At 69.9% G+C, this 25,168-nt stretch carries 22 protein-coding genes and 2 pseudogenes; 13 read left to right on the top strand and 11 right to left on the bottom strand.

Annotated features, from left to right (window positions below; translation table 11 throughout):
• Window positions 1-77: 77 nt before the first annotated feature.
• The gene (locus tag JIX55_RS13420; protein ID WP_257563531.1) at window positions 78-875 is read left to right on the top strand and encodes a methyltransferase domain-containing protein; all 798 of its coding nucleotides are present in this window, start codon (window positions 78-80) and stop codon (window positions 873-875) included.
• Between the two features lie 161 nt (window positions 876-1,036).
• Here JIX55_RS13420 and JIX55_RS13415 read toward each other — a convergent pair whose 3' ends face one another.
• Window positions 1,037-1,939 carry a carbohydrate kinase family protein gene (locus JIX55_RS13415; protein ID WP_257569321.1) on the bottom strand — a complete coding sequence of 301 codons (903 nt, stop codon included), beginning with the start codon at window positions 1,937-1,939 and terminating at the stop codon, window positions 1,037-1,039.
• Window positions 1,940-1,997: 58 nt separating this feature from the next.
• Complete coding sequence (locus tag JIX55_RS13410) at window positions 1,998-2,936, bottom strand: pseudouridine-5'-phosphate glycosidase (RefSeq protein ID WP_257563530.1); 939 nt, start codon at window positions 2,934-2,936, stop codon at window positions 1,998-2,000.
• A gap of 66 nt (window positions 2,937-3,002) precedes the next feature.
• On the opposite strand from JIX55_RS13410, the gene JIX55_RS13405 reads away from it, so the two are divergent.
• Window positions 3,003-3,431: a VOC family protein gene (locus tag JIX55_RS13405; RefSeq protein WP_257563529.1), complete on the top strand. Its 429-nt coding sequence runs from the start codon at window positions 3,003-3,005 to the stop codon at window positions 3,429-3,431.
• Window positions 3,432-3,635: 204 nt separating this feature from the next.
• Here JIX55_RS13405 and JIX55_RS13400 read toward each other — a convergent pair whose 3' ends face one another.
• Entirely contained in the window at window positions 3,636-4,190 is a 555-nt protein-coding gene (locus JIX55_RS13400) for a methylated-DNA--[protein]-cysteine S-methyltransferase (RefSeq protein ID WP_257563528.1), read from the bottom strand.
• A gap of 84 nt (window positions 4,191-4,274) precedes the next feature.
• Window positions 4,275-5,144, bottom strand: coding sequence for a glycerophosphodiester phosphodiesterase (locus JIX55_RS13395; protein ID WP_257563527.1), 870 nt, complete (start codon window positions 5,142-5,144; stop codon window positions 4,275-4,277).
• Between the two features lie 278 nt (window positions 5,145-5,422).
• Between JIX55_RS13395 and JIX55_RS13390 the strand changes: the two genes are divergently transcribed.
• From JIX55_RS13390 to JIX55_RS13365, 6 genes are all read left to right on the top strand, one after another.
• Complete coding sequence (locus JIX55_RS13390; RefSeq protein ID WP_257563526.1) at window positions 5,423-6,292, top strand: MHYT domain-containing protein; 870 nt, start codon at window positions 5,423-5,425, stop codon at window positions 6,290-6,292.
• A gap of 40 nt (window positions 6,293-6,332) precedes the next feature.
• On the top strand, window positions 6,333-8,462 hold the full coding sequence (gene uvrB, locus JIX55_RS13385; protein WP_257563525.1) for an excinuclease ABC subunit UvrB: 2,130 nt from the start codon (window positions 6,333-6,335) through the stop codon (window positions 8,460-8,462).
• Between the two features lie 170 nt (window positions 8,463-8,632).
• On the top strand, window positions 8,633-9,211 hold the full coding sequence (locus tag JIX55_RS13380; protein WP_257563524.1) for a TerD family protein: 579 nt from the start codon (window positions 8,633-8,635) through the stop codon (window positions 9,209-9,211).
• Between the two features lie 46 nt (window positions 9,212-9,257).
• Window positions 9,258-11,303, top strand: coding sequence for a TerD family protein (locus tag JIX55_RS13375; RefSeq protein ID WP_257563523.1), 2,046 nt, complete (start codon window positions 9,258-9,260; stop codon window positions 11,301-11,303).
• A gap of 281 nt (window positions 11,304-11,584) precedes the next feature.
• Window positions 11,585-12,586 carry a TerC family protein gene (locus JIX55_RS13370; protein WP_257563522.1) on the top strand — a complete coding sequence of 334 codons (1,002 nt, stop codon included), beginning with the start codon at window positions 11,585-11,587 and terminating at the stop codon, window positions 12,584-12,586.
• A 111-nt stretch (window positions 12,587-12,697) separates the two neighbouring features.
• On the top strand, window positions 12,698-13,795 hold the full coding sequence (locus JIX55_RS13365; protein WP_257563521.1) for a calcium:proton antiporter: 1,098 nt from the start codon (window positions 12,698-12,700) through the stop codon (window positions 13,793-13,795).
• A 36-nt stretch (window positions 13,796-13,831) separates the two neighbouring features.
• Here the strand turns inward: JIX55_RS13365 and JIX55_RS13360 are convergent, their stop codons facing one another.
• Both JIX55_RS13360 and JIX55_RS13355 read right to left on the bottom strand, forming a co-directional pair.
• Window positions 13,832-15,109, bottom strand: coding sequence for an MFS transporter (locus JIX55_RS13360; protein ID WP_257563520.1), 1,278 nt, complete (start codon window positions 15,107-15,109; stop codon window positions 13,832-13,834).
• A 124-nt stretch (window positions 15,110-15,233) separates the two neighbouring features.
• Window positions 15,234-16,280 carry a S66 family peptidase gene (locus tag JIX55_RS13355; protein ID WP_257563519.1) on the bottom strand — a complete coding sequence of 349 codons (1,047 nt, stop codon included), beginning with the start codon at window positions 16,278-16,280 and terminating at the stop codon, window positions 15,234-15,236.
• Between the two features lie 100 nt (window positions 16,281-16,380).
• On the opposite strand from JIX55_RS13355, the gene aroQ reads away from it, so the two are divergent.
• Window positions 16,381-16,854: a type II 3-dehydroquinate dehydratase gene (gene aroQ, locus JIX55_RS13350; RefSeq protein WP_257563518.1), complete on the top strand. Its 474-nt coding sequence runs from the start codon at window positions 16,381-16,383 to the stop codon at window positions 16,852-16,854.
• 104 nt (window positions 16,855-16,958) lie between these two features.
• Here the strand turns inward: aroQ and JIX55_RS13345 are convergent, their stop codons facing one another.
• The 5 genes and pseudogenes from JIX55_RS13345 to JIX55_RS13325 form a co-directional block, all read right to left on the bottom strand.
• Window positions 16,959-17,741, bottom strand: coding sequence for an amino acid ABC transporter ATP-binding protein (locus tag JIX55_RS13345; RefSeq protein ID WP_257563517.1), 783 nt, complete (start codon window positions 17,739-17,741; stop codon window positions 16,959-16,961).
• A complete protein-coding gene (locus JIX55_RS13340; protein ID WP_257563516.1) occupies window positions 17,738-18,655 on the bottom strand; it encodes an amino acid ABC transporter permease in 918 nt (305 codons plus the stop codon). The genes JIX55_RS13345 and JIX55_RS13340 overlap by 4 nt, the downstream gene beginning before the upstream one ends.
• Entirely contained in the window at window positions 18,652-19,551 is a 900-nt protein-coding gene (locus JIX55_RS13335; protein ID WP_257563515.1) for an ABC transporter substrate-binding protein, read from the bottom strand. The genes JIX55_RS13340 and JIX55_RS13335 overlap by 4 nt, the downstream gene beginning before the upstream one ends.
• Before the next feature lie 315 nt (window positions 19,552-19,866).
• Window positions 19,867-20,052: pseudogene (locus tag JIX55_RS13330) on the bottom strand (MBL fold metallo-hydrolase); the annotation flags it as partial.
• Window positions 20,053-20,091: 39 nt separating this feature from the next.
• Window positions 20,092-21,081, bottom strand: a complete 990-nt coding sequence (locus tag JIX55_RS13325) for a helix-turn-helix transcriptional regulator (RefSeq protein WP_257563514.1) — start codon at window positions 21,079-21,081, stop codon at window positions 20,092-20,094.
• Between the two features lie 93 nt (window positions 21,082-21,174).
• On the opposite strand from JIX55_RS13325, the gene JIX55_RS13320 reads away from it, so the two are divergent.
• From JIX55_RS13320 to JIX55_RS13305, 4 genes and pseudogenes are all read left to right on the top strand, one after another.
• Window positions 21,175-21,573, top strand: a complete 399-nt coding sequence (locus tag JIX55_RS13320; protein ID WP_257563513.1) for a VOC family protein — start codon at window positions 21,175-21,177, stop codon at window positions 21,571-21,573.
• Window positions 21,574-21,622: 49 nt separating this feature from the next.
• Window positions 21,623-22,725, top strand: a pseudogene (locus JIX55_RS13315) (IS481 family transposase).
• A 410-nt stretch (window positions 22,726-23,135) separates the two neighbouring features.
• Window positions 23,136-24,068: a competence protein CoiA family protein gene (locus JIX55_RS13310; RefSeq protein ID WP_257563512.1), complete on the top strand. Its 933-nt coding sequence runs from the start codon at window positions 23,136-23,138 to the stop codon at window positions 24,066-24,068.
• A 180-nt stretch (window positions 24,069-24,248) separates the two neighbouring features.
• Window positions 24,249-24,710 carry a hypothetical protein gene (locus tag JIX55_RS13305; protein ID WP_257563511.1) on the top strand — a complete coding sequence of 154 codons (462 nt, stop codon included), beginning with the start codon at window positions 24,249-24,251 and terminating at the stop codon, window positions 24,708-24,710.
• Window positions 24,711-25,168 lie beyond the last annotated feature (458 nt).

Below are 25,168 nucleotides of genomic sequence, written 5' to 3'. Positions count from 1 at the left end.
CCGCCGCCGGGGCGGACATGAAGGACTGTGGGAGCGTCGTTATTAGCGATAAGTCGGTCAAATGGGATGATCGCGGCATGATGCGAACCGACGGATATCTCCTCGACCACCAGCAGACAGAGAAGGGGCAGCGCTCCGACGCCTTCGCCACGCTCTTCGACCGCACGACGTTCCGGCACATGGAGGGCTTCGGCCTCGGGTCCGGCTGGCGCTGCTGGGAGGTCGGCGCCGGCGGGACCTCCGTGGTCTCCTGGCTGGCCAAGAAGGTCGGACCGACCGGCAAGGTCATGGCGACCGACACCGACATCTCATGGGCCGTCCCCTCGGTCACCCGACCCCCGGTCGAGGCCCTGGTTCACCAGGTGGGCGTCGACCAACCGCCGGGGGAGGGCTTCGACCTCGTCCACGCCCGGCTCGCCCTGGTCCACGCGCCGGACCGCGAGCGGGCGTTGCTGTCGATGATCAAGGCACTGCGCCCCGGCGGACGACTCCTGATCGAGGACGCCGACCCCGCCCTCCAACCCCTGGCCTGCCTCGAGGAATCCGGCCCCGAGCACCAACTGGCCAACCGGCTCCGCCAGGCCGTCCGCGCCCTGCTCGCCGAACGCGGAGTCGACCCGGCGTACGGCCGCCGACTCCCGCGTCTGCTGCGCGCGGCGGGCCTGTGCGGTGTCGAGGCCGACGCGTACTTCCCCGTCGCCTCCCCGAACTGCGCCGGCCTGGAGTCGGCGACCATCCATCGGGTCCGCGAAGCGCTCGTCGCGGCGAACCTCGCCACGGGCGAGGAGATCGACCGGCATCTGGCCAACGTGGTCGCCGGCACGATGGACATCGCCGCCCCGCCGCTCATCTCGGCGTGGGGACGGAAGGCGTAGTGGCATGCCATGCCCCGTGGCGGGGCGCCCCGCCACACAGTTGACCCCACGGGGCCGCCGCACCATTGACGCTGCGGGCCTCGGTCGGCCGATGGACGCCGCAGGTCTCGGTCGACGGATGGACGCCGCAGGTCTCGGTCGGCCGCTTGATGTCGCGGGTCTCAGTCGGCCGTCGGCGGCCTCCCGCCCACCTGCTCCACCGCCAGCGCCCCCGCCCTGCACCCCTCGGTCGCCGCTTCCTCGGCCTCCGCGCCCGCGAGCAGCATGGCCAGGAACGCCCCCGTGAAGGCGTCACCCGCGCCGGTGGTGTCGCAGGGCACGGCGGCGGCCGCCGGAATCCGGGACTCGACGCTGCCCCCGCGAGCGATCAGCGTACCGTCGGCCCCCTGCTTGGCCACGACCAGGGGAACGAGGCGGCTCAACTTGGCCGCCGCGTCGGCCGGATCGGGCAGCCCCGTCAGCAGATACGCCTCGTCGCGGCTGGGCAGCAGCACGTCGACCCCCTCGGCGAGCGCGAGGAAACGGTCCACCCCCAGCTTCGTGAGGAACCCCGCCGACGCGGGATCCACGCTCACCGGCACCCCACGCGCGCGTGCCGACTCCAGAGCCACGGAGACCAGCGCGCGACTCGGCTCAGAGAAGAACAGATAGCCCGACAGATGCAGTCGCGCGACCCCGTCGAGCAGGGACGGCGACCAGTCGTCCGGGTCCAGCCGCAGCGAGGCACCGCTGTCCGTGAGGAAAGTGCGTTCGGCCGCGTCGCCCGTGTCCACGAGGCAGATCACCGTCCCCGTCGCCGCTTCCGGATCGACGACCAGGTGGGGCCGTACCCCTGAAGCCCGCAGCTCCCGCTCGTGCCACACGGCCCCGTCCGTGCCCACACGCCCGAGCAGCCGCACATCCGTGCAGCCCCAATGGGCCGCCCAGCAGGCCACGTTGGCGCCCGCCCCGCCCGGCAGCGTCCGGATCGCGGAGGCCGTGTCGGTGCCTGGCGCGAGCGGCCCGCGGTGCCGGGCGACGACATCCGTGACGACGTCACCCACGACGAGCAGTGCCCCGCCCACCCCACCGCCGGATCCGCCCACTTCACCGCCCTGCCGGTTCACGCCCCGCCGCGCCACCTCACGCCCCGGCCCAGGCCGCCGCGATCCGCGACGCGAGACGTACGTTGCCCCGTACCGCCGCCAGGTTGGCGCTCAGGGAGGCGCCGTCGGTGTGCCGTACCAGGTAGCTCAGCAGGAACGGTGTGACCGCCTGTCCCGTGACGCCTTCCGCCTCGCACGCCCGCAGCGCCTCGGCGAGCACACGTGCGTGCAGTTCGGGGTCGAGCTGCTCCTCCTCAGGCACCGGGTTGGCGACGATCAGCGCCGATTCGGGGCCGTCGAGCGCGTCCTGCGCCCGCATCACGTCGGCGACCTCGCCCGGCGACCGGAGCGTCCACTCCACCGGGTGACCCGAGTCCGACAGATAGAAGCCGGGGAAGCGCTCCGTGCCGTACCCGGCGACCGCGACACCCAGCGTCTCCAGCCGTTGCAAGGTCGCCGGCACGTCCAGGATCGATTTCACGCCCGCGCACACCACGGTGATCCGGGTGCGGGCCAACAGCCCCAGGTCGGCGGACTCGTCCTGGGTCACCGTCCACTCCCGGTGCACCCCTCCGAGCCCGCCCGTCGCGAACACCCGTACGCCCGCCAGGGCGGCCAGCTGGGCGGTGGCCGACACGGTGGTCGCGCCGCTCACCCCCGAGGCCACCGCGAGCGGCAGGTCCCGGTGCCCGAGTTTGCGGATGCCGTCCTCGTTCGCGACCCGCTCCAACTGCCCCTTGTCGAGGCCGATGTGGGGCCGCCCGTCGAGCACGGCGATCGTCGCCGGTACGGCGCCCTCCTGCCGTACGACATCCTCCAGCTCCACAGCCACCTGCAGATTGCGCGGGCGGGGCAGCCCGTGCGCGATGATCGTGGATTCCAGCGCCACCACGGGTTGACGCGCGTCAACCGCTTCCCGCACCTCTTCGGACACCACCAGCACGCGCTTGCCTCCTGTCTGTCGTTCTTCCCTCATCCCTGGCGGACGGCGCGCCCGGCCAAACCCTTGCGCGTTGTGGTGCAGGCCACCAGCCTGAGGTGCATGACGGACAACGCCACACGTCTCGACCATGTGGTCCTCTGGGTACAGGAGCCGATCGCCGCGGCCGGCTTCTACGAGAAGGCCGTCGGCCTGGAACCCGTGAGGGTCACCGAATACGCCGCAGGGCAGGCCCCTTTCCCTTCCGTGCGCCTCAACGACGAGACCATCCTCGACCTCATGCCGCTCACCGTGGCCGAGACCATGAAGATGGTGCCCGGCGCCGCCGACAGTGCCGGGCACCCCGTCAACCACGTCTGCCTCGCCATGCCCGGCGACGCCTTCGACGAACTGCGCACCCGTCTGGAGGAACGGGCGGTCCCCGTCTCGGACTTCTCGTACGACTCCTTCGGGGCACGCGGAATGGCCCGGCGCAGCTTCTACTTCCGGGACCCGGACGGCAATGTGTTCGAGGCGCGGCATTACGAGTAGCGCGGAGACATATGGACGGACGGAGTCTGCTACCGCGGGCGGTTTCCGGCCAGCCTCCGTGTACCGGAACGACGACCGATGACCGATTCGTGGCGCGGCGCTCGCCTTCCGCACCTCATCTGTAAAGGTCACCCATGGGCGCCCAAAGGCCACCCATGGATGCCTCAGAGCAGGGACGCCTCAGAAGGCCGGAACAGGGACATCTCAGAACAAGGGCTCCGGAAGCACTCCTTCAAGCGCCAGCAGCCTCCGCTTGGTCTCCAGCCCGCCGCCGAACCCCCCGATGCCGCCGTCGCTCTCGACCACCCGATGGCACGGCACCACCACCGGCAGCGGATTCGATCCCATCGCCACGCCGACCGCCTGGGCAGCGCCCGGTTGCCCCACACGCCGGGCCAGGTCGCCGTACCCCACGACCGAGCCGTACGCGACGCCGGAGGCCAGCTCGCGCAACACCTGGCGGTTGAACCCGGAGATCAGCGACCAGTCCAGCGGCAGCTCGAAGGCGTGCCGCTCGCCCGCGAAGTACGCCTCGACCTGACGTATCGCCTCGGCCAGCTGAGGAGCGCCGGGGGCCTCGACGGGGACCGTGCCGAGGCGGGAGGCGAGCCGGTCGAGTGTCTCGTCGCGCACCGCGTCCGTCGCGTGGAACACGACGTTCACCAGGCCGTCGTCCGTCGCGGCCAGCAGCAGCGGGCCGATGTCCGTGCCGACGACGGCCCACACGACTTGCTGCTCGTCCTGCGCATGGCTGTTCATGCGACCACCGTACGTCCCGCCACTGACAACGCCGGTGGCGTGCGTTCCATACCGGAACGCACGCCACGGACCCAGGAACTGTCGTCAGCTCCGCGTGGCCTCTCTGACCACGTCCGGCTTGTTGGTGATGATGCCGTCCACGCCGTAGTCGGCCACCCGGCGGGCGTTGTCCGCGTCGTTCACGGTCCAGGTGAGGATTTCCAACGGCTTCCCGTGCGGCCCCTCCAGTGCGTGGATCATGGAGACGTAGGACCCGGAGATGGTGGTGTACGAGGAGTTGATCTGGTCGGTGAAGGTCGCGTACTCGGGCAGGTCGGCGATGTCCGGGGTGCCGAGGAAACCGGTCTTCACGGCCGGGCGCAGCTCGTGGACCCGCCGTACGGTGTCGGCGCTGAAGCTCTGGATCACCAGCTTCCGCAGGCGCGCCGGGCCGAGCCAGCCCTCGTTGCTGAGCACCTTCAGGGTCTGCTGTTCGATGCCCGGGTAGAGCTGCGGGTTCTTGATCTCCAGGACGAGCTTCTGATGGTTGCGTGACACACGCCTCATGTACTGCTCCAGCGTCGGCACGCGCGCGCCCGCGTAGGTGCTGCTGAACCAACTGCCCGCGTCCAGGCGGGCGATCTCCGCGGCGGTGAAGTCCCCCACGTTCCAGGGAGCTCGGTCCGGATAGAGTTCTTCGGCATTGGTCGTCCGCGCGAGTGTCGCGTCGTGAAGGACGACGAGCCTGCCGTCCTTGGTGCGCTGGACGTCGTTCTCGACCCAGGTGAAGCCCATCCTGTCGGCCTTGTCGACGGCGGCCAGGGTGTTCTCGGGCGCGTAGGCGGAAGCTCCGCGATGCGCGACGACCAGCGGATCCTCGGTGTCGGCGGCCGCATGAGCGGTGGAAGTGGGGAGCAGGAGGACGGTGGCCCCCATGAACGCGGTGGTCGCGGCGGCAACTGCGCGCACGTGCATGCGTACTCCTCGCATCGATCGATCACGGTCAGCTCAAGGGTGACAGCAGAGGGTCAACGGGAGGAGGGTGCAGGATGGCCATGAATTGAATGGAGTTGTCCAAGTCCGCTCACGGGCACCGCACAAGTGGGGCAAGGGCGTGTTTCTTTGCCGGAAAATCGTTCGACCATTCCGGTGGGGGTCATACTCTCTGCGACAACCCTGACCGTTGTGGCGGTCCTGGGTGGGGGCATCGCAAGGAATCCAGGGACGCGACAGGGCGGGAAAGGCAGCCGCGAATGCAGGGCACGGTCGACGGCTTCAGCTACGGACTCGTCACACCGGTGGTGGCCTATCTCATGGCCTGCCTCGGTGGTGCGCTCGGCCTGCGCTGCACCACCAGATCGACGCTCGTCGACGGCCGCTGGCGGATCGGCTGGCTCGCGCTGGGCTCGGCGGCCATCGGCTCCGGCATCTGGACCATGCACTTCGTTGCGATGATGGGCTTCAACGTCCTGCAGAGCCCGGTCGAGTACGACCCGCTGACCACGTTCGCGAGTCTCGCCGTCGCCGTCGTCATGGTCGGCATCGGGATCTTCATGGTCGCCTCCAAGGGAGCGACCGGGGCCGCGCTCTTCACCGGCGGCACCATCACCGGCCTCGGCATCGCCTCCATGCACTACCTCGGCATGGCCGGAATGCGCCTCAACGGCACGCTCGGATACAACACCTTCACCGTGGCCGCCTCGGTCGTCATCGCCGTGGTGGCCGCGATCGCCGCCCTTTGGGCCGCCGGACAGGTCCGCGGCTTCCTGTGGAGTGTGGGCGCCAGCCTCGTCATGGGGGTCGCGGTCAGTGGCATGCACTACACGGGCATGGCCGCCCTGAGCGTCCATCTGCACAGCGCCGCCGCCCCAACCCCGGACGGTGGCTCCTCGTCCGCCGCTCTGCTCGCCCCGCTGATGATCGGCCCGCTGGTCTTCCTGCTCCTCGCGGGCGTCGTCGTGATGTTCGACCCGTTCATGATCATGGGCAGGTTCCACGGGAACCCGGTCGAGCGGCGGCCCGGCATCCCGGCCCAGGCCACCGCGCACACCTGCCGACGCCAGGAGTCACACACCGGCGCGGAGCACCGCGAGCGGAGTTACCGCACCCCGCAGAACCGCTGATCGGAGCCCGTTGTCAGTGCGGGGTCGTACGGTTGATTCCATGCGGCCCGTTTCCCAGATCGAACGCACGGTGGCGCCCTTCGAGGTCGTCAGCCCCTACCAGCCGAGCGGTGACCAGCCCACGGCAATCGCCGAGCTCGCCCAGCGCATCGGAGCAGGTGAGAAGGACGTCGTCCTGCTCGGCGCGACCGGCACCGGCAAGTCCGCCACCACCGCGTGGATGATCGAGAAGCTCCAGCGCCCCACCCTGGTGATGGCGCCGAACAAGACGTTGGCCGCCCAACTGGCCAACGAGTTCCGCGAGCTGCTGCCGAACAACGCGGTCGAGTACTTCGTCTCGTACTACGACTACTACCAGCCAGAGGCCTACGTCCCGCAGTCGGACACCTACATCGAGAAGGACTCCTCGATCAACGAGGAGGTCGAACGCCTGCGCCACTCCGCGACCAACTCGCTGCTCACCCGCCGCGACGTCATCGTGGTCGCCTCGGTCTCCTGCATCTACGGCCTCGGTACGCCGCAGGAGTACGTGGACCGGATGGTCCCCCTCAGAGTCGGCGACGAGTTCGACCGGGACGAGCTGCTGCGCCGTTTCGTGGACATCCAGTACACGCGCAACGACCTTGCGTTCGCCCGCGGCACCTTCCGCGTCCGCGGCGACACCATCGAGATCTTCCCGGTCTATGAGGAGCTCGCCGTCCGCATCGAGATGTTCGGCGACGAGATCGAGGCCCTCTCCACCCTCCACCCGCTCACCGGCGAGATCATCACCGACGACGAGCAGCTGTACGTCTTCCCCGCCTCCCACTACGTCGCCGGCCCCGAGCGCCTGGAGCGCGCCGCCAACGACATCGAGAAGGAACTGGGGGAGCGCCTAGCCGAGTTGGAGAAGCAGGGCAAGCTCCTGGAAGCCCAGCGGCTGCGCATGCGCACGACATACGACCTGGAGATGCTCCGCCAGATCGGCTCCTGCTCCGGCGTGGAGAACTACTCGATGCACTTCGACGGCCGCCGGCCCGGCTCTCCGCCGAACACGCTGCTGGACTACTTCCCGGACGACTTCCTCCTCGTCATCGACGAGTCCCACGTCACCGTGCCCCAGATCGGCGCGATGTACGAGGGCGACGCCTCCCGCAAGCGCACTCTCGTCGACCACGGCTTCCGGCTGCCCTCCGCCCTGGACAACCGCCCCTTGAAGTGGGAGGAGTTCCAGGAGCGCGTCGGGCAGACGGTCTACCTCTCGGCGACCCCCGGGCAGTACGAGCTCTCCCGCTCCGACGGCCATGTCGAGCAGATCATCCGCCCCACCGGCCTGGTCGACCCCGAGGTCGTCGTCAAGCCGACCGAGGGCCAGATCGACGACCTGGTGCACGAGATCCGCAAGCGCACCGAGAAGGACGAGCGCGTCCTCGTCACCACCCTCACCAAGAAGATGGCCGAGGACCTCACCGACTACTTCCTCGAACTCGGCATCCAGGTCCGCTACCTCCACAGCGACGTCGACACCCTGCGCCGTGTCGAACTGCTGCGCGAGCTGCGGGCCGGTGAGTACGACGTCCTGGTCGGCATCAACCTCCTCAGGGAGGGCCTCGACCTCCCCGAGGTCTCTCTGGTGGCGATCCTGGATGCCGACAAGGAGGGCTTCCTGCGCTCCGGGACCTCGCTGATCCAGACCATCGGCCGCGCGGCGCGCAACGTCTCGGGTCAGGTCCACATGTACGCCGACAAGATCACCCCGGCGATGGCGAAGGCCATCGACGAGACCAACCGGCGCCGGGAGAGGCAGGTCGCGTACAACAAGGCGAACGGCGTCGACCCGCAGCCGCTCCGCAAGAAGATCAACGACATCGTGGCGCAGATCGCCCGCGAGGACGTCGACACCGAGCAGTTGCTCGGCACAGGCTTCCGCAAGGGGAAGGACGGCAAGGGTGCCAAGGCCCCCGTGCCCTCCCTCGGCGGCAAGGCGGCCAAGGCCGCCAGGGGCAAGGCCAAGGACACCATTCCGACCGACCGCCCCGCGGCCGACCTCACCCAGCAGATCGAGGAGATGACGGAGCGGATGCGCGCGGCCGCCGCCGATCTGCAGTTCGAGATCGCGGCCCGGCTGCGCGACGAGGTCTCCGAGATGAAGAAGGAACTGCGGCAGATGAAGGAGGCGGGCCTGGCCTGACGGCCCCGCCGGGCGCCGGGGAAGGGTCGTGCCCCGGCGCGGGCGCGCTGTGTTGCAAGACCGACACAAAGTGCGACACAGGCTGCGGCAATGTCAGTGCCGCTGCGTAAGGTGCTGCACATCCGCGGACTCCGCGGCAAACAGGGGACAGTTCGAGAGGGGAACAGCGCGTGACCGTCAACATGACCAAGGGTCAGGCCATCAGTCTGCAGAAGAACGACGGAGGCAGTCTGACCGCGGTGCGCATGGGTCTCGGATGGCAGGCTGCCCCCCGCCGTGGCCTGTTCGGATCCCGCACCCGCGAGATCGACCTCGACGCCTCCGCCGTGCTGTTCGCGGACAAGCAGCCCGTCGACGTCGTCTTCTTCCGCCACCTGGTGAGCGACGACGGCTCCGTCCGCCACACCGGCGACAACCTCGTCGGCGGTGTCGGCCAGGGCGGCGACGACGAGGCGATCCTCGTCGACCTGGCCCGGCTGCCGGTCCACATCGACCAGATCGTCTTCACCGTGAACTCCTTCACGGGCCAGACCTTCCAGGAAGTGCAGAACGCGTTCTGCCGTCTGGTCGACGAGACCAACGGCCAGGAGCTCGCGCGCTACACCCTCGCGGGCGGCGGCCAGTACACGGCCCAGATCATGGCCAAGGTGCACCGAGCGGGCGCGGGCTGGCAGATGACCGCCATCGGCACGCCCGCCAACGGCCGCACCTTCCAGGACCTGATGCCGTCGATCCTGCCGGTCCTGTAGCCAGTACGACGCACCACGCAGCACGCGACACAGGGGGACGAAGTCGATGACGGCCGAGCTGGTCCGGGGGCAGAACCATCCACTGCCCGAGGTCCGACTGGAGATCCGCGTCTCGGCCGGCACGCCGATCGTGGCCGGGGCCACCCTCGGCGACGAGCACGGCCGGGTGCACGGCGTGGAGTGGGTCGCCCACCCGGGCGCGCCCACTCTGCCGGGCATCGAGGTCTCCAAGCAGGCGGCGGCCGACCACCGCCTCGCCGTGGACCTCGACGCCCTGGCACCGTCCGTGCACCGGGTGACCGTCCTGCTCGCCCTGCCGTCCGGGAGCGGCGGCCCTGCGCGGTTCGGCGCCGTCGCCGCCCCGTTCGTCGCGGTCACCGGCCTCGACGGCACCGAGGTCGCCAGCTACACCCTCACCGATCTGGAGGCGGAGTCCGCCGTCATCGCCCTGGAGCTGTACCGCAGGCAGGGCGCCTGGAAGGTCCGCGCGGTCGGCCAGGGATACGCGGGCGGCCTCGCGGAGCTGTTCACCGACCAAGGCCTGCCTCAGGCGCGGCAACTCGCCGACGGCATCCACGAGGCCGTGGCCCAGGGCCTGGCCCGCTCGGTGGCCGCACCCCCGCCCCGCCTGCCGGACACGGACCGCCCCCGCCAGACGCCCGCACCCGCGCAGGGCCCCGACCAGACCCACGGCGGCACGACACCCCAGGACCTCTCCGGGAACACCTCGCCGCAGCAGGGACACCAGCCCACATCCCCGTACGGCTCTCCCCACGACGCCACACCGCCCGACCACGCGTCGGCGCGGCATGACGGCCCGGCCCCGGCCGACCCGTCCACCGGCCCCCAGTCCGCCGCCCCCACGGCCGGTGGCCCCGTCAACTACAGCCACCCCGGCCGGCAGACCACCGCGCCGCCACCGCCTCCGCCGACCGCGCCCCGGGCCCAGCCGGGGCAGCCCGCGCAGCCCGTCGCCGGTGACGCGACCGGCTGGTCCATGGAGGAGCGGCTCTACAACCAGGTGTGGGGCATGTTCGAGGACCTCGCCCGCACCACCGCCGCGTACCGCAGCGCCGTCGATTTCGCCGAGTCGCGCATGGAGCAGGAGCTGGACAAGGTCCTGTCCGACCCGCGCAGCCGCGTCAGCGGCCAGGGCGACGCCGCGCGCGAGGCCGCCCGCGCCAAGCACGCCCAGCTCGTCGACCAGGCCAGGGCCGCCCTCGACCGCGACCTCGCCCAGCTCCGGGCCGAGAGCGACGTCGTCGAGCCCGCGCTGCCCCCGGCGTACGCGAGCTGGGACAACCCGGTCTGGCACGGCTACCGGGTGCCGATGGAGATACCGATGGCCCTGCGCCTGGGCGACCTCCATCTGCCGGAGAGCGAGGACGTGCGCATCCCGCTGCTGGTCCGGCTGCCGCTGGAGCGCGGCCTGTGGATCGACAGCGGCCGCTCCGGCTCCCGCGATCCGCTCGCCGACTCCGACGAACTGCGTCGCCTCGCGCTGGACACGGCGGTGGCGCTCGCCGCCCGCCTGCTCGCGGTCTACCCGCCGGGCGAGTTCGCGGTGCACGTCGTCGACCCGGCCGGGGCCGGCTCGTCCGCGCTCGCGCCGCTGGTGGGGGCGGGTGTGCTCGCCGGACCGCCCGCCGCCGGAGCCGTCGGCGTCGCGGACATCCTGGGGCGGCTCACCCAGCGGGTCGACCTCGTACAGATGGCGGTGCGCGGCGGCGCGCCCGACGCACTGCCCCCCGGCCTCGACACGGCCGAGCAACTACTGATCGTCAACGACTTCCCGCACGGCTTCGACGACCGAGCCGTGACTCAACTCCGCTACCTCGCGGACGAGGGCCCGGCCGTCGGCGTCCATCTGATGATGGTCGCCGACCGGCACGACGCCGCCGCCTACGGGCCGTTGCTCGACCCTCTGTGGCGTTCGCTGATGCGACTCACACCCACCCCCGACGACCATCTCGCCGACCCCTGGGTCGGGCACGCGTGGACGTACGAACCGTCGAGCCTCCCGCCCGGCAGCCGGGTCATGCACGACGTGCTCGCCCGGGTCGCGGAAGCCCGCCGCTCCTGGAACCGGTGAGGACCCACCCCGTACCAAGCCCTGGCAAAGCCGCCTGACCAGCACTTTTGATGCTTTCTTTGCCTCGCCCTTTACCTATTCTTGGTGATTGGGTACTCTCTTCGTGCGGAGGGGAGTACTCCCTACATGCTGCGGCGTCCCCGTCAATACGGATCAATCCAGATCCCGGGGCGTCGGCCCGGCGGCACCAGGCGTTGTGGAACGCCCTGGAGGACCGGGTGGAAGAGACCTCCGGTAGCGACGACGCTGAAAATTTGCCGTTACGTACTGCCGGAGGCGCAGTGGATGTTTCCACGACCCTATGGGTCCTGACTGTCCTGGGCCTTGCCGCCCTCATCGCGGTCGACTTCTTCATCGGCCGCAAGCCCCATGACGTGTCCATCAAGGAAGCCGGAATCTGGACGGTCGTCTGGATCGTCCTGGCCGCACTCTTCGGACTCGGTCTGCTCGTCTTCGCCGGCGGCCAGCCGGCCGGAGAGTTCTTCGCGGGCTTCATCACCGAGAAGTCCCTGAGCGTCGACAACCTCTTCGTCTTCGTCCTGATCATGGCGAAGTTCTCGGTGCCCTCGCAGTACCAGCAGCGGGTGCTGCTGGTCGGTGTGCTGATAGCCCTGGTGCTCCGCGCGATATTCATCGCCGCGGGTGCGGCGATCCTCGCCAGCTTCGCCTGGGTCTTCTACATCTTCGGCGCGTTCCTCATCTACACCGCCTGGAAGTTGATCCAGGAGGCCAGGGCCGACGAGTCGGAGGAGGACTGGGAGGAGAACAAGCTCCTCAAGGCCGCCGAGAAGCGCTTCGGTGTCGCCGACCGCTACCACGGCACCAAGCTGTGGATCGAGCAGAACGGCAAGCGCGTCATGACGCCGATGCTGGTCGTGATGCTCGCCATCGGCACCACGGACGTCCTCTTCGCGCTCGACTCGATCCCGGCGATCTTCGGCCTGACCCAGGACCCGTACATCGTGTTCACGGCCAACGCGTTCGCGCTCATGGGCCTGCGACAGCTGTACTTCCTCATCGGCGGCCTGCTGAGGAAGCTGGTCCACCTGTCCTACGGTCTGTCGGTCATCCTCGGCTTCATCGGTGTGAAGCTGGTGCTGCACGCCCTGCACGAGTCCGGCGTCCACGTACCGGAGATCTCCATCCCGGTCTCGCTCGGTGTGATCTGTGCGGTCCTGGTCGTCACCACGATCACCAGCCTGATCGCGTCCAAGAAGCAGGCGCAGGCCGGGGCCGAGCAGAAGAAGGCCGAAGGCGCCGAGAAGGACAGCATCGAGGCCTGACGGAGGCCGACACCGCACAGCAATCACTGATGGGGCCCCGCACGACGAAAGACGCAGATCCACGGCGTCCACCGGAGTGCGGGGCCCTTTCACGTCCGGAAGGATCACCGCATGCTCGCTCGGCTCCGATCGCTCACGGCGCGTTGGACTGCTGTCGTCCCGGTGGCCGCGGTGGTCCTGCTCGCTCTCACCTGGGGACGTGATCTGCCCGCGGTGGGCGTGGCCCTGGTGACGCTGGTGCTCGCGGGAGCCGTACTTGCCGCCGTCCACCACGCCGAGGTCGTCGCACACCGGGTCGGCGAACCCTTCGGCTCCCTCGTCCTCGCCGTCGCCGTCACGATCATCGAGGTCGCACTGATCGTCACGCTGATGGCCGACGGCGACAAGAGCTCGACCCTCGCCCGCGACACCGTCTTCGCCGCGGTGATGATCACCTGCAACGGAATCGTCGGCGTGTGTCTGCTCGTCGCCTCACTGCGCCACGGGCTCGCGGTCTTCAACCCGGAGGGCACCGGCGCCGCACTCGCCACGGTCGCGACGCTGGCCACGCTCAGCCTGGTGCTCCCCACCTTCACCACCAGCAAGCCGGGCCCGGAGTTCTCCACGGCCCAGCTCACCTTCGCGGCACTCGCCTCACTGATGCTGTACGGCCTGTTCGTGGCGACCCAGACCGTGCGCCACCGGGACTACTTCCTGCCGATCACCCGCCACGGCGAGGTGATCACCGAGGCCGATCACGCCACGGCGCCGACGGCCCGCACCGCCCGGATCAGCCTCGGACTGCTCGGTCTGGCGCTCGTCGGCGTGGTCGGCCTCGCCAAGGGCGTCTCGCCCACCATCGAGTCCGGCGTCGAGGCGGCCGGACTGCCGCCCGCCGTCGTCGGTGTGATCATCGCGCTGCTCGTGCTGCTGCCCGAGACCATCGCCGCCCTGCGCGCGGCCCGCCGAGACCGTGTCCAGACCAGCCTCAACCTCGCCCTCGGCTCCGCGATGGCCAGCATCGGCCTGACCATTCCGGCTGTCGCCCTGGCCTCCGTCTGGCTCTCCGGACCGCTCGTCCTCGGCCTCGGCGCCACCCACATGGTGCTGCTCGCCCTGACCGTCGTGGTGGCCTCGCTGACCGTGGTCCCGGGGCGCGCGACACCGCTCCAGGGCGGCGTCCATCTGGTGCTGTTCGCGGCGTACCTGGAGCTGGCGGTGAACCCGTAGCGGCGGCGGGGCCGAGGGCGGACCGGACAGCGGTGCTCACCCCGCCGTGGCCTCCGCCTCCGCCGTCGTCGCAAGGGGCACCGGCCGGGTCTCCGGCAGCAGCGCGAAGCAGGCCAGGCTCAGCAGGGCGATCCCGGTCAGGTAGGCGCCCACGCCCCAGGGCACCCGTCCGCCCTGGGCCACGGCGGTGGCCACGATCGGTGTCAGGGCGCCGCCGACCACCCCGCCCAGGTTGTAGCCCACCGCCGCCCCCGTGCATCGCACCCGGGGCTCGTACAGCTCCGGCAGATACGCGGCGATGACGGCGAACATCGTGACGAACGCGAGCATCGCCACCAGGAAGCCGAAGAAGATCAGCAGCGGTTCACCGGTCGACAGCAGCGCGACCATGGGAAACATCCACAGCACGGTGGCGGAACAGCCCACGAGGCACATCGGGCGCCGCCCGTACCGGTCACCGAGCACCGCCGCCAGCGGCGTCAGGGCGCCCTTCACCACCACGGTGCCCATGATGCAGGTCAGCATGACGGTACGGCTCACCCCGAGCCGTTCGGTCCCGTACGCGAGGGACCAGGTCGTCACCGAGTAGAACACCGCGTACCCGATCGCGAGCGCCCCGGCGGTCAGCAGGACGAGCCGCCAGTGGTCGCGCGCCACCTCGGCGAGCGGCACGCGCGCGTGGTCGTCGATCTCGAGGAACTGCGGGCTCTCGGTGAGCGACGAGCGCAGCCACAGGCCCGCGACGGCCAGCAGGCCCGCCGCCCAGAACGGCACCCGCCACCCCCAGGCGGCGAACTGGGCCTCCGTCAGGCTAGCCGACAGCGCCAGCATCACCCCGTTGGCCAGCAGAAACCCCACGGCGGGGCCGACCTGCGGGAAGCTCGACCACAGCGCGCGCCGCTCGGCCGGCGCGTGTTCCGCCGTCAGCAGCACCGCCCCGCCCCACTCTCCGCCGAGCCCGAGCCCCTGAAGGAAGCGCAGTACGAGGAGGAGGAAGGGGGCGGTCACGCCGATCGAGTCGAACGTGGGGACGCAGCCGACGGCGACGGTCGCGCCCCCGGTCAGCAGCAGCGAGGCGACGAGGACCGGCCGCCGCCCGTGCCGGTCCCCGATGTGCCCGAACAGCACCGAGCCGAGCGGCCGTGCCACGAACCCGACCCCGAAGGTCGCGAAGGCCGCGAGGGACCCGGCCAGGGGCGAGAACGTCGGGAAGAACAGCGGTCCCAGGACGAGGGCCGCCGCTGTTCCGTAGACGAAGAAGTCGTAGAACTCGATGGCCGTCCCGGCGAGCGAGGCGGCCGCGAGTCGCAGCATGGAGGGCGGTTTCACGGTGCGTGCAGGGTGCATGCCGCGTCAACTACCCACGGTGACAGGCGGTTACGGGGGGCGTGCGGAGGCCCGTTCGAGGTGGATGGGTCTCAGGAGGCGTCCACGGGTGTCAGTAGGTCACTGTGATGCGCCGGGCGGGCCCGTCGACCCGGACCACGCCCCCGTAGGGGATGACGAGTTGCGGGTCGGTGTGTCCGAGATCCACATCGAAGACGATCGTGGTGTCGGGGGCGTACGTCCGCATCGCGCGCAGCACGGCCTCCCGCTGTCCCGTCGTGTAACGAGCCGCCTCCTCCGGGGTGTTGGGCCGCTCGAAGGACCAGGCCTTGGGACGGCCCATCAGGAGCGCGGAGAAGCGCCGGAGCAGGCCGCGCTCGCCCATGTTCCGCAGGGTGCGGAAGACCTCCTCGCCGCTCGGCAGTTCCTCCGAGGTCTCCAGGAAGAGCACGCCGCCGTCGAAGACGGACAGGTCGCGCGGCACTTCGCGGTCGGCCATCAGCAGCCAGCCCAGGATCTCCAGACAGCCGCCCCAACTGCGGCCCTCCACCACGCGGTCGGGGTTCACCCAGGTCCATCCGGTGCCGGGCCTGGTCTCCGGCTCCGCGTCGAAGGTCGCCGGGTCGGCCCAGTCGCGGTCGACGTCGTTGAAGCGCTCGGCGGACCGCAGTTCGTACGGACCCGACGTGAACAGGGCCGCGCGCAGGGAGTCGGCGGTCAGCGGGTTCATGGCGCCGGACCTGCCCAGCGACGTCATCACGGTGCCGCCGTGGTAGCCGACGACGCCGGTGTTGTACAGGAATGCCAGCAAGTTGGTGTTGTCGCTCATGCCGAAGAACGGTTTGGGGTCGGCCCGCAGCAACTCCCGGTCGAGCAGTGGCAGCACGGTGATCTGGTCGTCGCCGCCGATCGACGTGAAGACCGCCTTGATGTCCGGGTCGGCGAAGGCCGCGTGGATGTCGTCCGCCCGTTCCTGCGGCGTCGTGCCCATCTTCCGGGTCGTCGGGTACTCGACCGGTACGAGGTCGTACTCCTCGCGCAGCCGTTCCAGGCCCAGTTCGTAGGGGCGCGGGAAGAGTTCGGGCAGACCGGCGCCGGGCGAGATGACGGCGACGCGGTCGCCGGGGGAGGGCTTGGGAGGGTACGAGGGCGTCGTCATGCGGGGAGGGTACGGGCTCCTGTCCAGCGGTCGCACCGTGATAAACCGGGTCCGAGCAGCGGTCCCGACGGGCCGCCCACCCGAACGGACCGGAGGAACCGTGCCCCGCACCCTGGCCAACGCCCCGATCATGATCCTCAACGGCCCCAACCTGAACCTCCTGGGGCAGCGGCAGCCCGAGATCTACGGCTCCGACACGCTCGCCGACGTCGAGGCGATGTGCGCCAAGGCGGCGGCCGCGCACGGCGGCACGGTGGACTTCCGGCAGTCCAACCACGAGGGCGAACTGGTCGACTGGATCCACGAGGCACGGCTGAACCACAGCGGGATCGTCATCAACCCCGGCGCCTACTCGCACACCTCCGTCGCCATCCTGGACGCCCTCAACACCTGCGACGGGCTGCCCGTGCTGGAGGTCCACATCTCCAACATCCACCAGCGCGAGACGTTTCGGCACCACTCCTACGTCTCCCTGCGCGCCGACGGGGTCATCGCCGGTTGCGGGGTGCAGGGCTATGTGTTCGGCGTGGAGCGGGTCGCCGCGCTGGCCGGGGCGGGGACGGCCGAGGCATAGCTCCTCCGCCGCAAGGGGCGACGCGTGCCTCCCGGTCTCCACGCGACCGGGGGCGTACGGGTGGCATCCCGGGGCGTAATGCCCGATCTCCAGGAGCACGGCCCTTACAGGCGGCCCGCCTCCACGATCCGTCGCAGGAACTGCCGCGTGCGTTCCTGCTGGGGGTCGCCGAAGACCTGCTCCGCGGTGCCACGCTCCAGCACGACGCCTCCGTCCAGGAAACAAACCTGGTCGGCGACGTCCCGGGCGAAGCCCATCTCGTGGGTGGCCAGCACCATCGTCATGCCGTCCGCTTTCAGATCACGGACGACATTGAGGACCTCGCCGACCAGTTCCGGGTCGAGGGCCGCGGTGATCTCGTCGAGCAGCAGCAGCCGGGGCCGGACGGCCAGGGCGCGCACGATCGCCACGCGCTGCTGCTGACCGCCGCTGAGCCGGTCGGGGTACGCGCCCGCTTTCCCGTTCAGTCCGAGGCGGTCCAGGAGTTCATGGGCCCGTTCCTCGGCCTCCGCGCGGGCGACGCCGTGCACCCGGCGCGGGGCGAGAGTGATGTTGTCCAGGACCGTCATGTGCGGGAACAGGTTGTACGCCTGGAAGACCACGCCGATACGGCGGCGCACCGCGTCCTGGTCGACGCGAGGGTCGGTGATCTCCTCGCCGTCCAGCCAGATCGCTCCGTCGTCGATGTCCTCCAGGAGGTTGGCACAGCGCAGCAGCGTCGACTTGCCGGACCCGGAGGCGCCGATCAGCGCGGTCACGGTGTGCGGGGCGACCTCCAGATCGACGTCCCGCAGCACGACCGAGCCGCCGAAGGTCTTGCGGACGGACTCCATCCGCAGCACGGGGGAGCCCTCAGGAGCGCTCACGGTCTCTCGGGTGTCGCTCATGTCGTGCCTCCTTGTGCCCGCTGCCGGTCCATCCGGGCCGTGACCCAGTCGGTGAAGCGGGTCATCGGGATGGTCAGGGCGACGAAGACCAGTCCCGCGACGATGTACGGCGTGTAGTTGAGGCTGCGGCCCACGATGATGTCCGCGGCGCGTACGGCGTCGATCGCGCCGCCGATGGAGACCAGACCGGTGTCCTTCTGCAGCGACACCAGGTCGTTGAGGAGGGGCGGCACCTGACGGCGTACCGCCTGGGGGAGTACGACGTGCCGCAGCGCCTGCCGGTTGGTGAGGCCGAGCGAGCGTGCCGCCGCGCGCTGCGAGGGGTGCACGGACTCGATGCCGGCGCGGAACACCTCGGCGACGTATGCCGAGTACGTGAGCGTCAGCGCGGTGCCGCCGAGCAGCACCGGGTCGACGGTCACGCCTTGGAGTCTGAGCGCCGGGACGCCCAGGACCACGATCATCAGGTTGATGATCAGTGGCAGTCCGCGGAAGAAGTCGGTGTACGCGGCGGCCAGTGCCCGCAGCGGGAAGAACACCGGGCCGCGCAGGGTCCGCGCGACGGCGATGAGCATGCCGAGGACGAGCACGGCGACACCGCAGATCAGCAGCAGCCGCACGTTGAGCCAGAGCCCTTCGAGGACCTTGGGGAACGCCTCGCGCGCGTACTCCGCGCTGAAGAACGTCTCCTTGGTGCGCGGCCAGCCGGGCGCGTTGACGACGACGAGATAGAGGACGACGCCCGTGACCAGGGTCGACAGGGCGGCGATACCCGTGGCGCGGCGGGCCCGGGTGCGCTTGTAGTGCTCCCGGTCGAGCCGCCGTTGCGAGGGGACGTAGCCGTCGTCCTCGCCAGGCATGTCGCCGTTGTCGTCCGCGTCCCCCTGTCCGGACTCCTCCTTCACGACCGTCACTTGAGCACCGGGGCGTCGACGGCGTCGGAGAGCCACTCCTGCTCGGTCTTCGCCAGTGTGCCGTCCTCGCGCAGGGCGTCCACGGCGGCCGTGACACAGGACGTGAGGGCGCTGCCCTTGTCGAGGACGAGTCCGAACTGCTCGGGCGTGCCGCCCTGGTTCTCGAACTGGCCGACGATCGTCGCGTCCGTCACCTCGGCCGCCGTGATGTAGAACGCGGTCGGCAGGTCGACCACGATCGCGTCGATCTGGCCGTTCTTCAGCGCGGACTTGGCCTGGTCGTTCTTCGAGTAGGCGGCGGGCTCCTGGGTCGGCTTCACCACGTCGTTGAGGTGGTTCAGGCTGGTGGTGCCGACCTGGGCGCCGAGGTGCAGCTTCTTGAGGTCCGCGATGCTCGCTGCCTTCGCGGCCTCGGAGTCCTTCAGGGCGATGACGGCCTGGCGCACGTCGTAGTAGCCGGACGAGAAGTCCACGGCCTTCTTGCGCTCGTCGCTGATCGACACCTGGTTGATGTCGAAGTCGAAGGTCTTCTCACCCGGCGCGAAGGCCTTGTTGAAGGGCACGCTCTGCCAGACGACGTCGGCCTTGTCGTAGCCCAGTTCCTTGGCCACGGCGTACGCGACCGCCGACTCGAAGCCCTCACCGTTCTTCGGGTCGTCGTTCTTGAACCAGGGCTCGTACGCGGGGGAGTCCGTGGCGATCGTCAGCTTGCCGGTGGCCTCCGTGCTCAACTCGCCCTTGGCGCAGGACGCCCCGGACGCCGAGGCGGAGGCCGAGCCGGAGGTGTCCTCCTCCGGCTGCGGGGCGCAGCCCACCGCGACAGCGGTGAGCAGGGCGGCTATGGCGGCGGAAGCGGCACGGCGCGGGGAACGCGGGGCTCGCAGGACAGGACGCATGGCGTGAGATTGGCAGCGCGGCGTTCTGTTTGTCGAGGTCACACGGGCAATTGTCCGCATAGTGGGAACGAACGTTTCATTCCTGTGAACGCTCGGCGGGGCCGCCGGCCGAGGGCGGGGATTGGGAGGCCGGCGGCCCGTCCGTACAGGAGCCGTCATCCTGTGCGGACCTGCCACCAGTGGACTACGCCACGGCGTGCGCCGGGAGCGCGCGCGTGGCACCGGCGCGTGTGTTCGATTCACACGGGGTGCGTGCGGGGTGTGCCCGCGAGCCCTGTCGGATGCCTCATCAACTGCCTTGCGGCACTGGGGAGTTCACCAGCCCCGGGCGCGCCACTCCGGCAGGTGCGGGCGCTCCGCGCCGAGCGTCGTGTCCTTGCCGTGGCCCGGGTAGACCCAGGTCTCGTCGGGCAGCACGTCGAAGATCTTCGTCTCCACGTCGTGGATCAGACTGGCGAACGCCTTCGGGTCCTTACGGGTGTTGCCCACACCGCCCGGGAAGCCCTAGGTGTGCCATCTCATGACATTGGTTCCTCGCTGTCAGGCTTGGCGGGCGTAGGACGCAAGGCGGTCGGCGAGCTCGATGACGAGGTCGCGCAGTTCATCGGGGCGCTCGATGACGAACGGCCGGTCGAGTGAGGCGAGTACCGGAGGCAACCAGTCGAGCCGCTCCGCCCGCAGCTCGACGCGCAGCCAGCGCTCGGTTGCCCGGTCCTGGCCTGCCGCGAGCTCGTGCTCCTCCAGGCTCGCGACGCTGGCGGGAAGGTGGGCGCGGATCTGCTCAACTGTCCCGTGGATCCGCAAGGTCACCTCATGCCGGTACTCGGCCGTGGCGAACGCTGACAACACGCGCTGTGCCGGACCGGGACCCGCCGGCGCTTCGAATGAGCCGGGCAGGGTCCGCGCGTCTGCGATGCGATCGAGCCGGAAGGTTCGGTCCTCGCCGATCTGGGCGTCCTTGCCCGTGACGTACCACCGGCCCGCATGGGCGACGATCCCGTACGCGTGCAGCGTGCGTTCGCTGCGCCGTCCGTCGCGGTCGGTGTAGCGGATCGAGACCGGTCGGCGGTGGCGCACCGCATCGGCGATGGTGAGCAGGACCCCGGCGTTCGGGGTGTCGAACTCTCCGGGCTGTTCCGTGAAGGCGAGGGATTCCAGGAGTGTGTCGAGCCGGCGGGCGATGTGCTTGGGCAGCACCCTGCGGATCTTCGCCGATGCCGTCTCGTTTGCCGTGTGCTGCGTCGTCGTCAGCCCTGCCCGGCGGCCGGCGACCAGGCCGAGCAGCACGGCCAGCGCCTCGTCGTCGCTGAGCATGAGCGGAGGCAAGCGGTACGCGGGGGCGAGCCGGTACCCGCCGTAGCGGCCGCGCACCGATTCCACGGGCACGTCGAGGTCGATCAGCTGGTTCACATACCGCCGCACGGTGCGCCCTTCGACGCCGAGCCGGTCGGCGAGTTCGGCCATCGTCCGGGTGCCGCCCGACTGCAGCAGCTCCAGGAGTGTCAGCACGCGGCCAGTGGGTCGGGGCATGTGCACAACCTAACGCGAATACAGGACCGATTCTGTCCACTATTTCTCCTAGCCTGCGCAGTGCACGCCTCCAGCCCAGCCAAGGAGACCCCCATGGACTTCGTCTCGATCCGCATCATCACCAGCGACGTAGCGCGTCTCGTCGATTTCTACGAGCGAGCCACAGGAGTGCGGGCGACGTGGGCCACCGAGGACTTCGCCGAACTCAACACCGCGGGCGCCACCCTCGCGATCGCCGGCACCCGCACCGTCCCGCTGTTCGCTCCGGGCTCTGCCCGCCCGGCGGACAACCACAGCGTGATCACCGAGTTCCTCGTCGACGACGTGGACCGCGTTCACCAGAACCTGACCGGCTTCGTCACCGGCTTCGTCACCGAACCCACCACGATGCCCTGGGGCAACCGGTCGCTGCTGTTCCGTGACCCCGACGGTAACCTCGTCAACTTCTTCACCCCTGTCACCCCGGCGGCTATCGAAAAGTTCGCACACTGACGCCACGCACAGCCGCTCACGCGGGAGCCCTGAGATCCCAGGACTCCCGGTGAACGCGGCCGCCGAATCCAGGAGCGCCACCAGCAGGGGGCACCGGAACGCACCGCTGACCCCCGAGGGACGTCTGCGCTTGTGTCTGCGGATCGACGCCGGACGTCCGATCGCGCACGTGGCTGCGGAAGCCGGGATCTCCCGCCGCTGCCTGGCCAAGTGGTAAGCCCGCTGGCGGGCGCACGGCGAGAACGGACTGCACGACCACTCCTCCCGCCCCGCTACCAGCCCCGCCCGCACCCCCGAGGACATCACCGACCTGGTGGAGGCGCTGCGGCGGCAGACCAAGCACGGGCTAGCCCGGCTCACCGCCGACCTACAGCGGCTGCACGGCGTCACACTCGCGCCGGCGACCGTCCACCGCATCCTGGTGAGGCGAGGACTCAACCGGCTCCGGGACCTCGATCCACCGACCGGCGAGCAGCTGCGCGAGGTCATCCGCTACGAGCACGACCGGGTCGGCGACCTGGTCCATGTCGACGTCAAGAAGCTCGGACGTATCCCGACCGGCGGCGGCTGGCGGATGCACGGCGTCGGCACCGAGTCCGCCCGCGCCTCCAAACGCACCGGTCCCGGCACCGGCAAGGTCGGATACACGTACCTGCATCGGCGCTCGACGACCACTCCCGGCTCGCCTACACCGAGGCCCTGGACGATGAGAAGGCCATCACCGCGGTCGCCTTCTGGCACCGGGCCGTTGCCTTCTTCGCCGCCCACGGCATCACACCGATCCGCCGCTGCCTCACCGACAACGGCGCGTGCTACCGGTCTACGACCTGGGCTGACGCGCTCGCCGCGACCGGTACGAAGCACAAGCGGACCAGGCCGTACACGCCGCGCACGAATGGGAAGGTGGAGAGGTATAACGGGACGCTCTCCCGCGAGTGGGCGTACGTCCGCGACTACACAGCCGAGCGTGAACGCCGCGTCGCGCTTACGGAGTTCGTGAACTACTACAACCACGAGCGGCCGCACGCCGCGCTCGGCGGCCGACCGCCCATCAGCCGGACCGCCGGGAGCGACTACCGGATCGTCTTTGACCAGCCGCCCGAACCACTCGCGGACATCCCGCAGCAGCTCACCTTCGAGGACTTCCTGTAACCAAGGTCCCGAGACACCACACCTAGCCCAGACACCAGCCGCAAAGCGGCGGGGTGATAACGCGCTCGCCGCCCTGGCGGTCCGGTCTTCATGTTCGCGCAGCATCCGCATGACAGTGGCGGACGTGAGGAACTGCCGGTGCCGTGGGGCACGTTCCCGTTGCAGACCCGAGCAGGAGGGGGAACCCCATGGCGTTCCGTGCCGTACACGAGCAGTGGGGGACGGTCTTCGCTCATCTGCCGGATCTCGGCTGTGGGCGAGCGGGGGCGGACGTCTGGCGGGTGAGGCCGTCCGCGCCTTTGATATGTGCCGAATGCCAGCACCGGGTCCGGGCGAAGGTCTCGCCGACCGGGCTGCGATTCTTCGCCCATGCCCCGGGCGCTCCGGAGTGTGCGGCCGCCGGAGAGTCAATGGCTCATCACCTACTCAAGCTGGAGCTTGCGGCAGCGGCCCGAGCCGCGGGCGCGCATTGCGAGATGGAGGTGCGCGGTCCCGATGGCGTATGGCGGGCGGACGTCATGGCCAGCGACCCGGGCGGAGCCTGGCGGGTAGCTCTGGAAGCACAGTTGTCGCCCATCACGCCGGACGCCATCGCGGCCCGCGCGGAGCGGATGCGTGTGAACGACGTTCCGTCGGTGTGGTTCAGCGACCGGCTGCGGCCGCCGTGGCTGGGGCTGGTCCCCTCAGTGCGCCTGGTGACCGACGAGGACGGCAGCCTAGTCGTAGCGGAGGGCTTGGCGCGGTTCGCGGAGGGCTTTTGGGAGGCAGGACCGCAGGTGCCGCTGGCGGAGTTCCTAGGGTGGGTGTTCGCAGATCGCGCCGTTCCTCACCGCCGGATCGTGCAGCGCACTCGTTACCCGCTGGAACCGTTGTTCACGGTCTGGACAGCCCCACAGTATGTCCGAGCGGAGGCGGCCTACCGGGAGGAACGGGACCACCGGGAACAGGGACGGTGGGAGGCAGAGTGGCATCAGGCCGCTATTCATGCCCTGCGGCAGCGTCAGGCCGCACTGCAGAGGCCAGTTGTGGAGTTCGTCTACCAAGAAGCCGGCGCCTATCCCAAGGTCGCGAAGGCGGGGACGCCTGAATTCGCCATGGGACTTCCGGTGTACATCCGAGGGGAGCCGTACGCGGTGATCTGCCCGGTAGCGAGCCGCATCCCCGCGCTCCGAAATCGTCTCGCCCCGCTGGTGCTGTTCGTCGCTTCCGAAGGAGAACGGCAGCGCATTGCCACGCAGGCTCGGCCCGGGCAACGGATCGAGGCGCTGGACGGTCACCAACCCACTCCACCCCCCGTTCCGCAGCAGGAGCAACCGGACCCCTTCAGACCGGTCGTCGAGTAGTCCGGTTGCCCGCGATCTACTTTGCGGCTGGTGTCTGGGCTAGGACTCCGAGGTCATATAGGGGGCCGGACGGTGCCGAGAGGGTACGCGCGGCTGCGGACCCTCTCGCATGTTGCTGGCGGGTAGCTTCGCCGAGCCTATCGACCTGACTAGATAGGTTCGCGCGCCCGGGGGAAGGGCTTGGAGGTCCGCCGCCCCGGCGACGTCCCCGCCGCTACGCCCCTCGCCTGGCAGATCGAGAAGCACACCGAGCACAACGACCGGCTGATGAACCTCGCCCTCCCCGCCGACTTCCCGTACGACGTCCAGCGCGGCGATGTGGGCGACGCTCTCGCAGTCATCGCTCTGCGCGAGTCCATCTGCCGGGACATCGAGCGCGGTCGGGGCGTCCGCGTCCGCGAGGCGATGGAACCGGGCGCGACGTGGCGCGAGGTCGCGGACGCGCTGGACGTCGACCCCGAGGAGGCCCGCGAGCTCCTGCGCGAGTGGACGGACATGCAGCACGACCTCCACCGCCGCGACGTCGCGGGCGGGCGACCCCTGCCGCTTGGGCTGGACGACGACCGGCACGCCGCCGTCCTGGCCCTGTGCGAGCTGGGCGACGACGAGACGGCCGGCGCACCGGCAGGAGGCGTCCGGTGACGACCTCGACAGACTGCACCGCGTGGAAGAGCGCGGCCCTGCTGGAGCTGGTGCACTCCCTCGCCGTCTCCGTCACGGCCGGGAACCTGGACCAGACCCCGGCCTGGCGGCCGCCGCAACGAGCGCACCCCGGAGGCAAAGGCAAAGTTTCAGTAAACAGCCAGGGGCTGCCGCAGAGCCGTCCGGCACTCAATTCTCTGGAATTCGAAGGCAATTCCCAATTCAATTGCATGCCGCCAACTCTGACTACGTACCACCATCTTGGTCTCCGGGTCATTCGTGACACGGTTCCCAACTCGCGCTCTGCGTAAGGGCGGTGGAGCCGCTCTCCCAAGATCGACTGAGCATCCGGAGCGTCCGGAAGCCCCCTAAAGTGGCAAGCACAAACAGGCGAGGAGCCCCACCCGGCAGTCCTGGCGGCAACCAGGCGGGTGAGACTCCTCTGACGATTCCGAAGG

Origin of the sequence: Streptomyces sp. DSM 40750 (genome assembly GCF_024612035.1) — a bacterium.
Classification (GTDB): domain Bacteria; phylum Actinomycetota; class Actinomycetes; order Streptomycetales; family Streptomycetaceae; genus Streptomyces.
Note: the sequence above shows the minus strand (reverse complement) of the source record. Positions and strands in the feature narration are given on the sequence as shown.

Excerpts from the sequence above, each read along its gene's own strand:
- JIX55_RS13390 (WP_257563526.1), top strand. The coding sequence starts at position 5,423 with ATGCAGGGCACGGTCGACGGCTTCAGCTACGGACTCGTCACACCGGTG.
- JIX55_RS13375 (WP_257563523.1), top strand. The coding sequence starts at position 9,258 with ATGACGGCCGAGCTGGTCCGGGGGCAGAACCATCCACTGCCCGAGGTC.
- uvrB (WP_257563525.1), top strand. The coding sequence starts at position 6,333 with ATGCGGCCCGTTTCCCAGATCGAACGCACGGTGGCGCCCTTCGAGGTC.
- JIX55_RS13355 (WP_257563519.1), bottom strand. The coding sequence starts at position 16,280 with ATGACGACGCCCTCGTACCCTCCCAAGCCCTCCCCCGGCGACCGCGTC.
- JIX55_RS13345 (WP_257563517.1), bottom strand. The coding sequence starts at position 17,741 with ATGAGCGACACCCGAGAGACCGTGAGCGCTCCTGAGGGCTCCCCCGTG.
- JIX55_RS13310 (WP_257563512.1), top strand. The coding sequence starts at position 23,136 with ATGGCTCATCACCTACTCAAGCTGGAGCTTGCGGCAGCGGCCCGAGCC.
- JIX55_RS13320 (WP_257563513.1), top strand. The coding sequence starts at position 21,175 with ATGGACTTCGTCTCGATCCGCATCATCACCAGCGACGTAGCGCGTCTC.
- JIX55_RS13420 (WP_257563531.1), top strand. The coding sequence starts at position 78 with ATGATGCGAACCGACGGATATCTCCTCGACCACCAGCAGACAGAGAAG.
- JIX55_RS13400 (WP_257563528.1), bottom strand. The coding sequence starts at position 4,190 with ATGAACAGCCATGCGCAGGACGAGCAGCAAGTCGTGTGGGCCGTCGTC.
- JIX55_RS13395 (WP_257563527.1), bottom strand. The coding sequence starts at position 5,144 with ATGCACGTGCGCGCAGTTGCCGCCGCGACCACCGCGTTCATGGGGGCC.
- JIX55_RS13335 (WP_257563515.1), bottom strand. The coding sequence starts at position 19,551 with ATGCGTCCTGTCCTGCGAGCCCCGCGTTCCCCGCGCCGTGCCGCTTCC.
- JIX55_RS13410 (WP_257563530.1), bottom strand. The coding sequence starts at position 2,936 with ATGAGGGAAGAACGACAGACAGGAGGCAAGCGCGTGCTGGTGGTGTCC.
- JIX55_RS13360 (WP_257563520.1), bottom strand. The coding sequence starts at position 15,109 with ATGCTGCGACTCGCGGCCGCCTCGCTCGCCGGGACGGCCATCGAGTTC.
- JIX55_RS13365 (WP_257563521.1), top strand. The coding sequence starts at position 12,698 with ATGCTCGCTCGGCTCCGATCGCTCACGGCGCGTTGGACTGCTGTCGTC.
- JIX55_RS13325 (WP_257563514.1), bottom strand. The coding sequence starts at position 21,081 with ATGCCCCGACCCACTGGCCGCGTGCTGACACTCCTGGAGCTGCTGCAG.
- JIX55_RS13405 (WP_257563529.1), top strand. The coding sequence starts at position 3,003 with ATGACGGACAACGCCACACGTCTCGACCATGTGGTCCTCTGGGTACAG.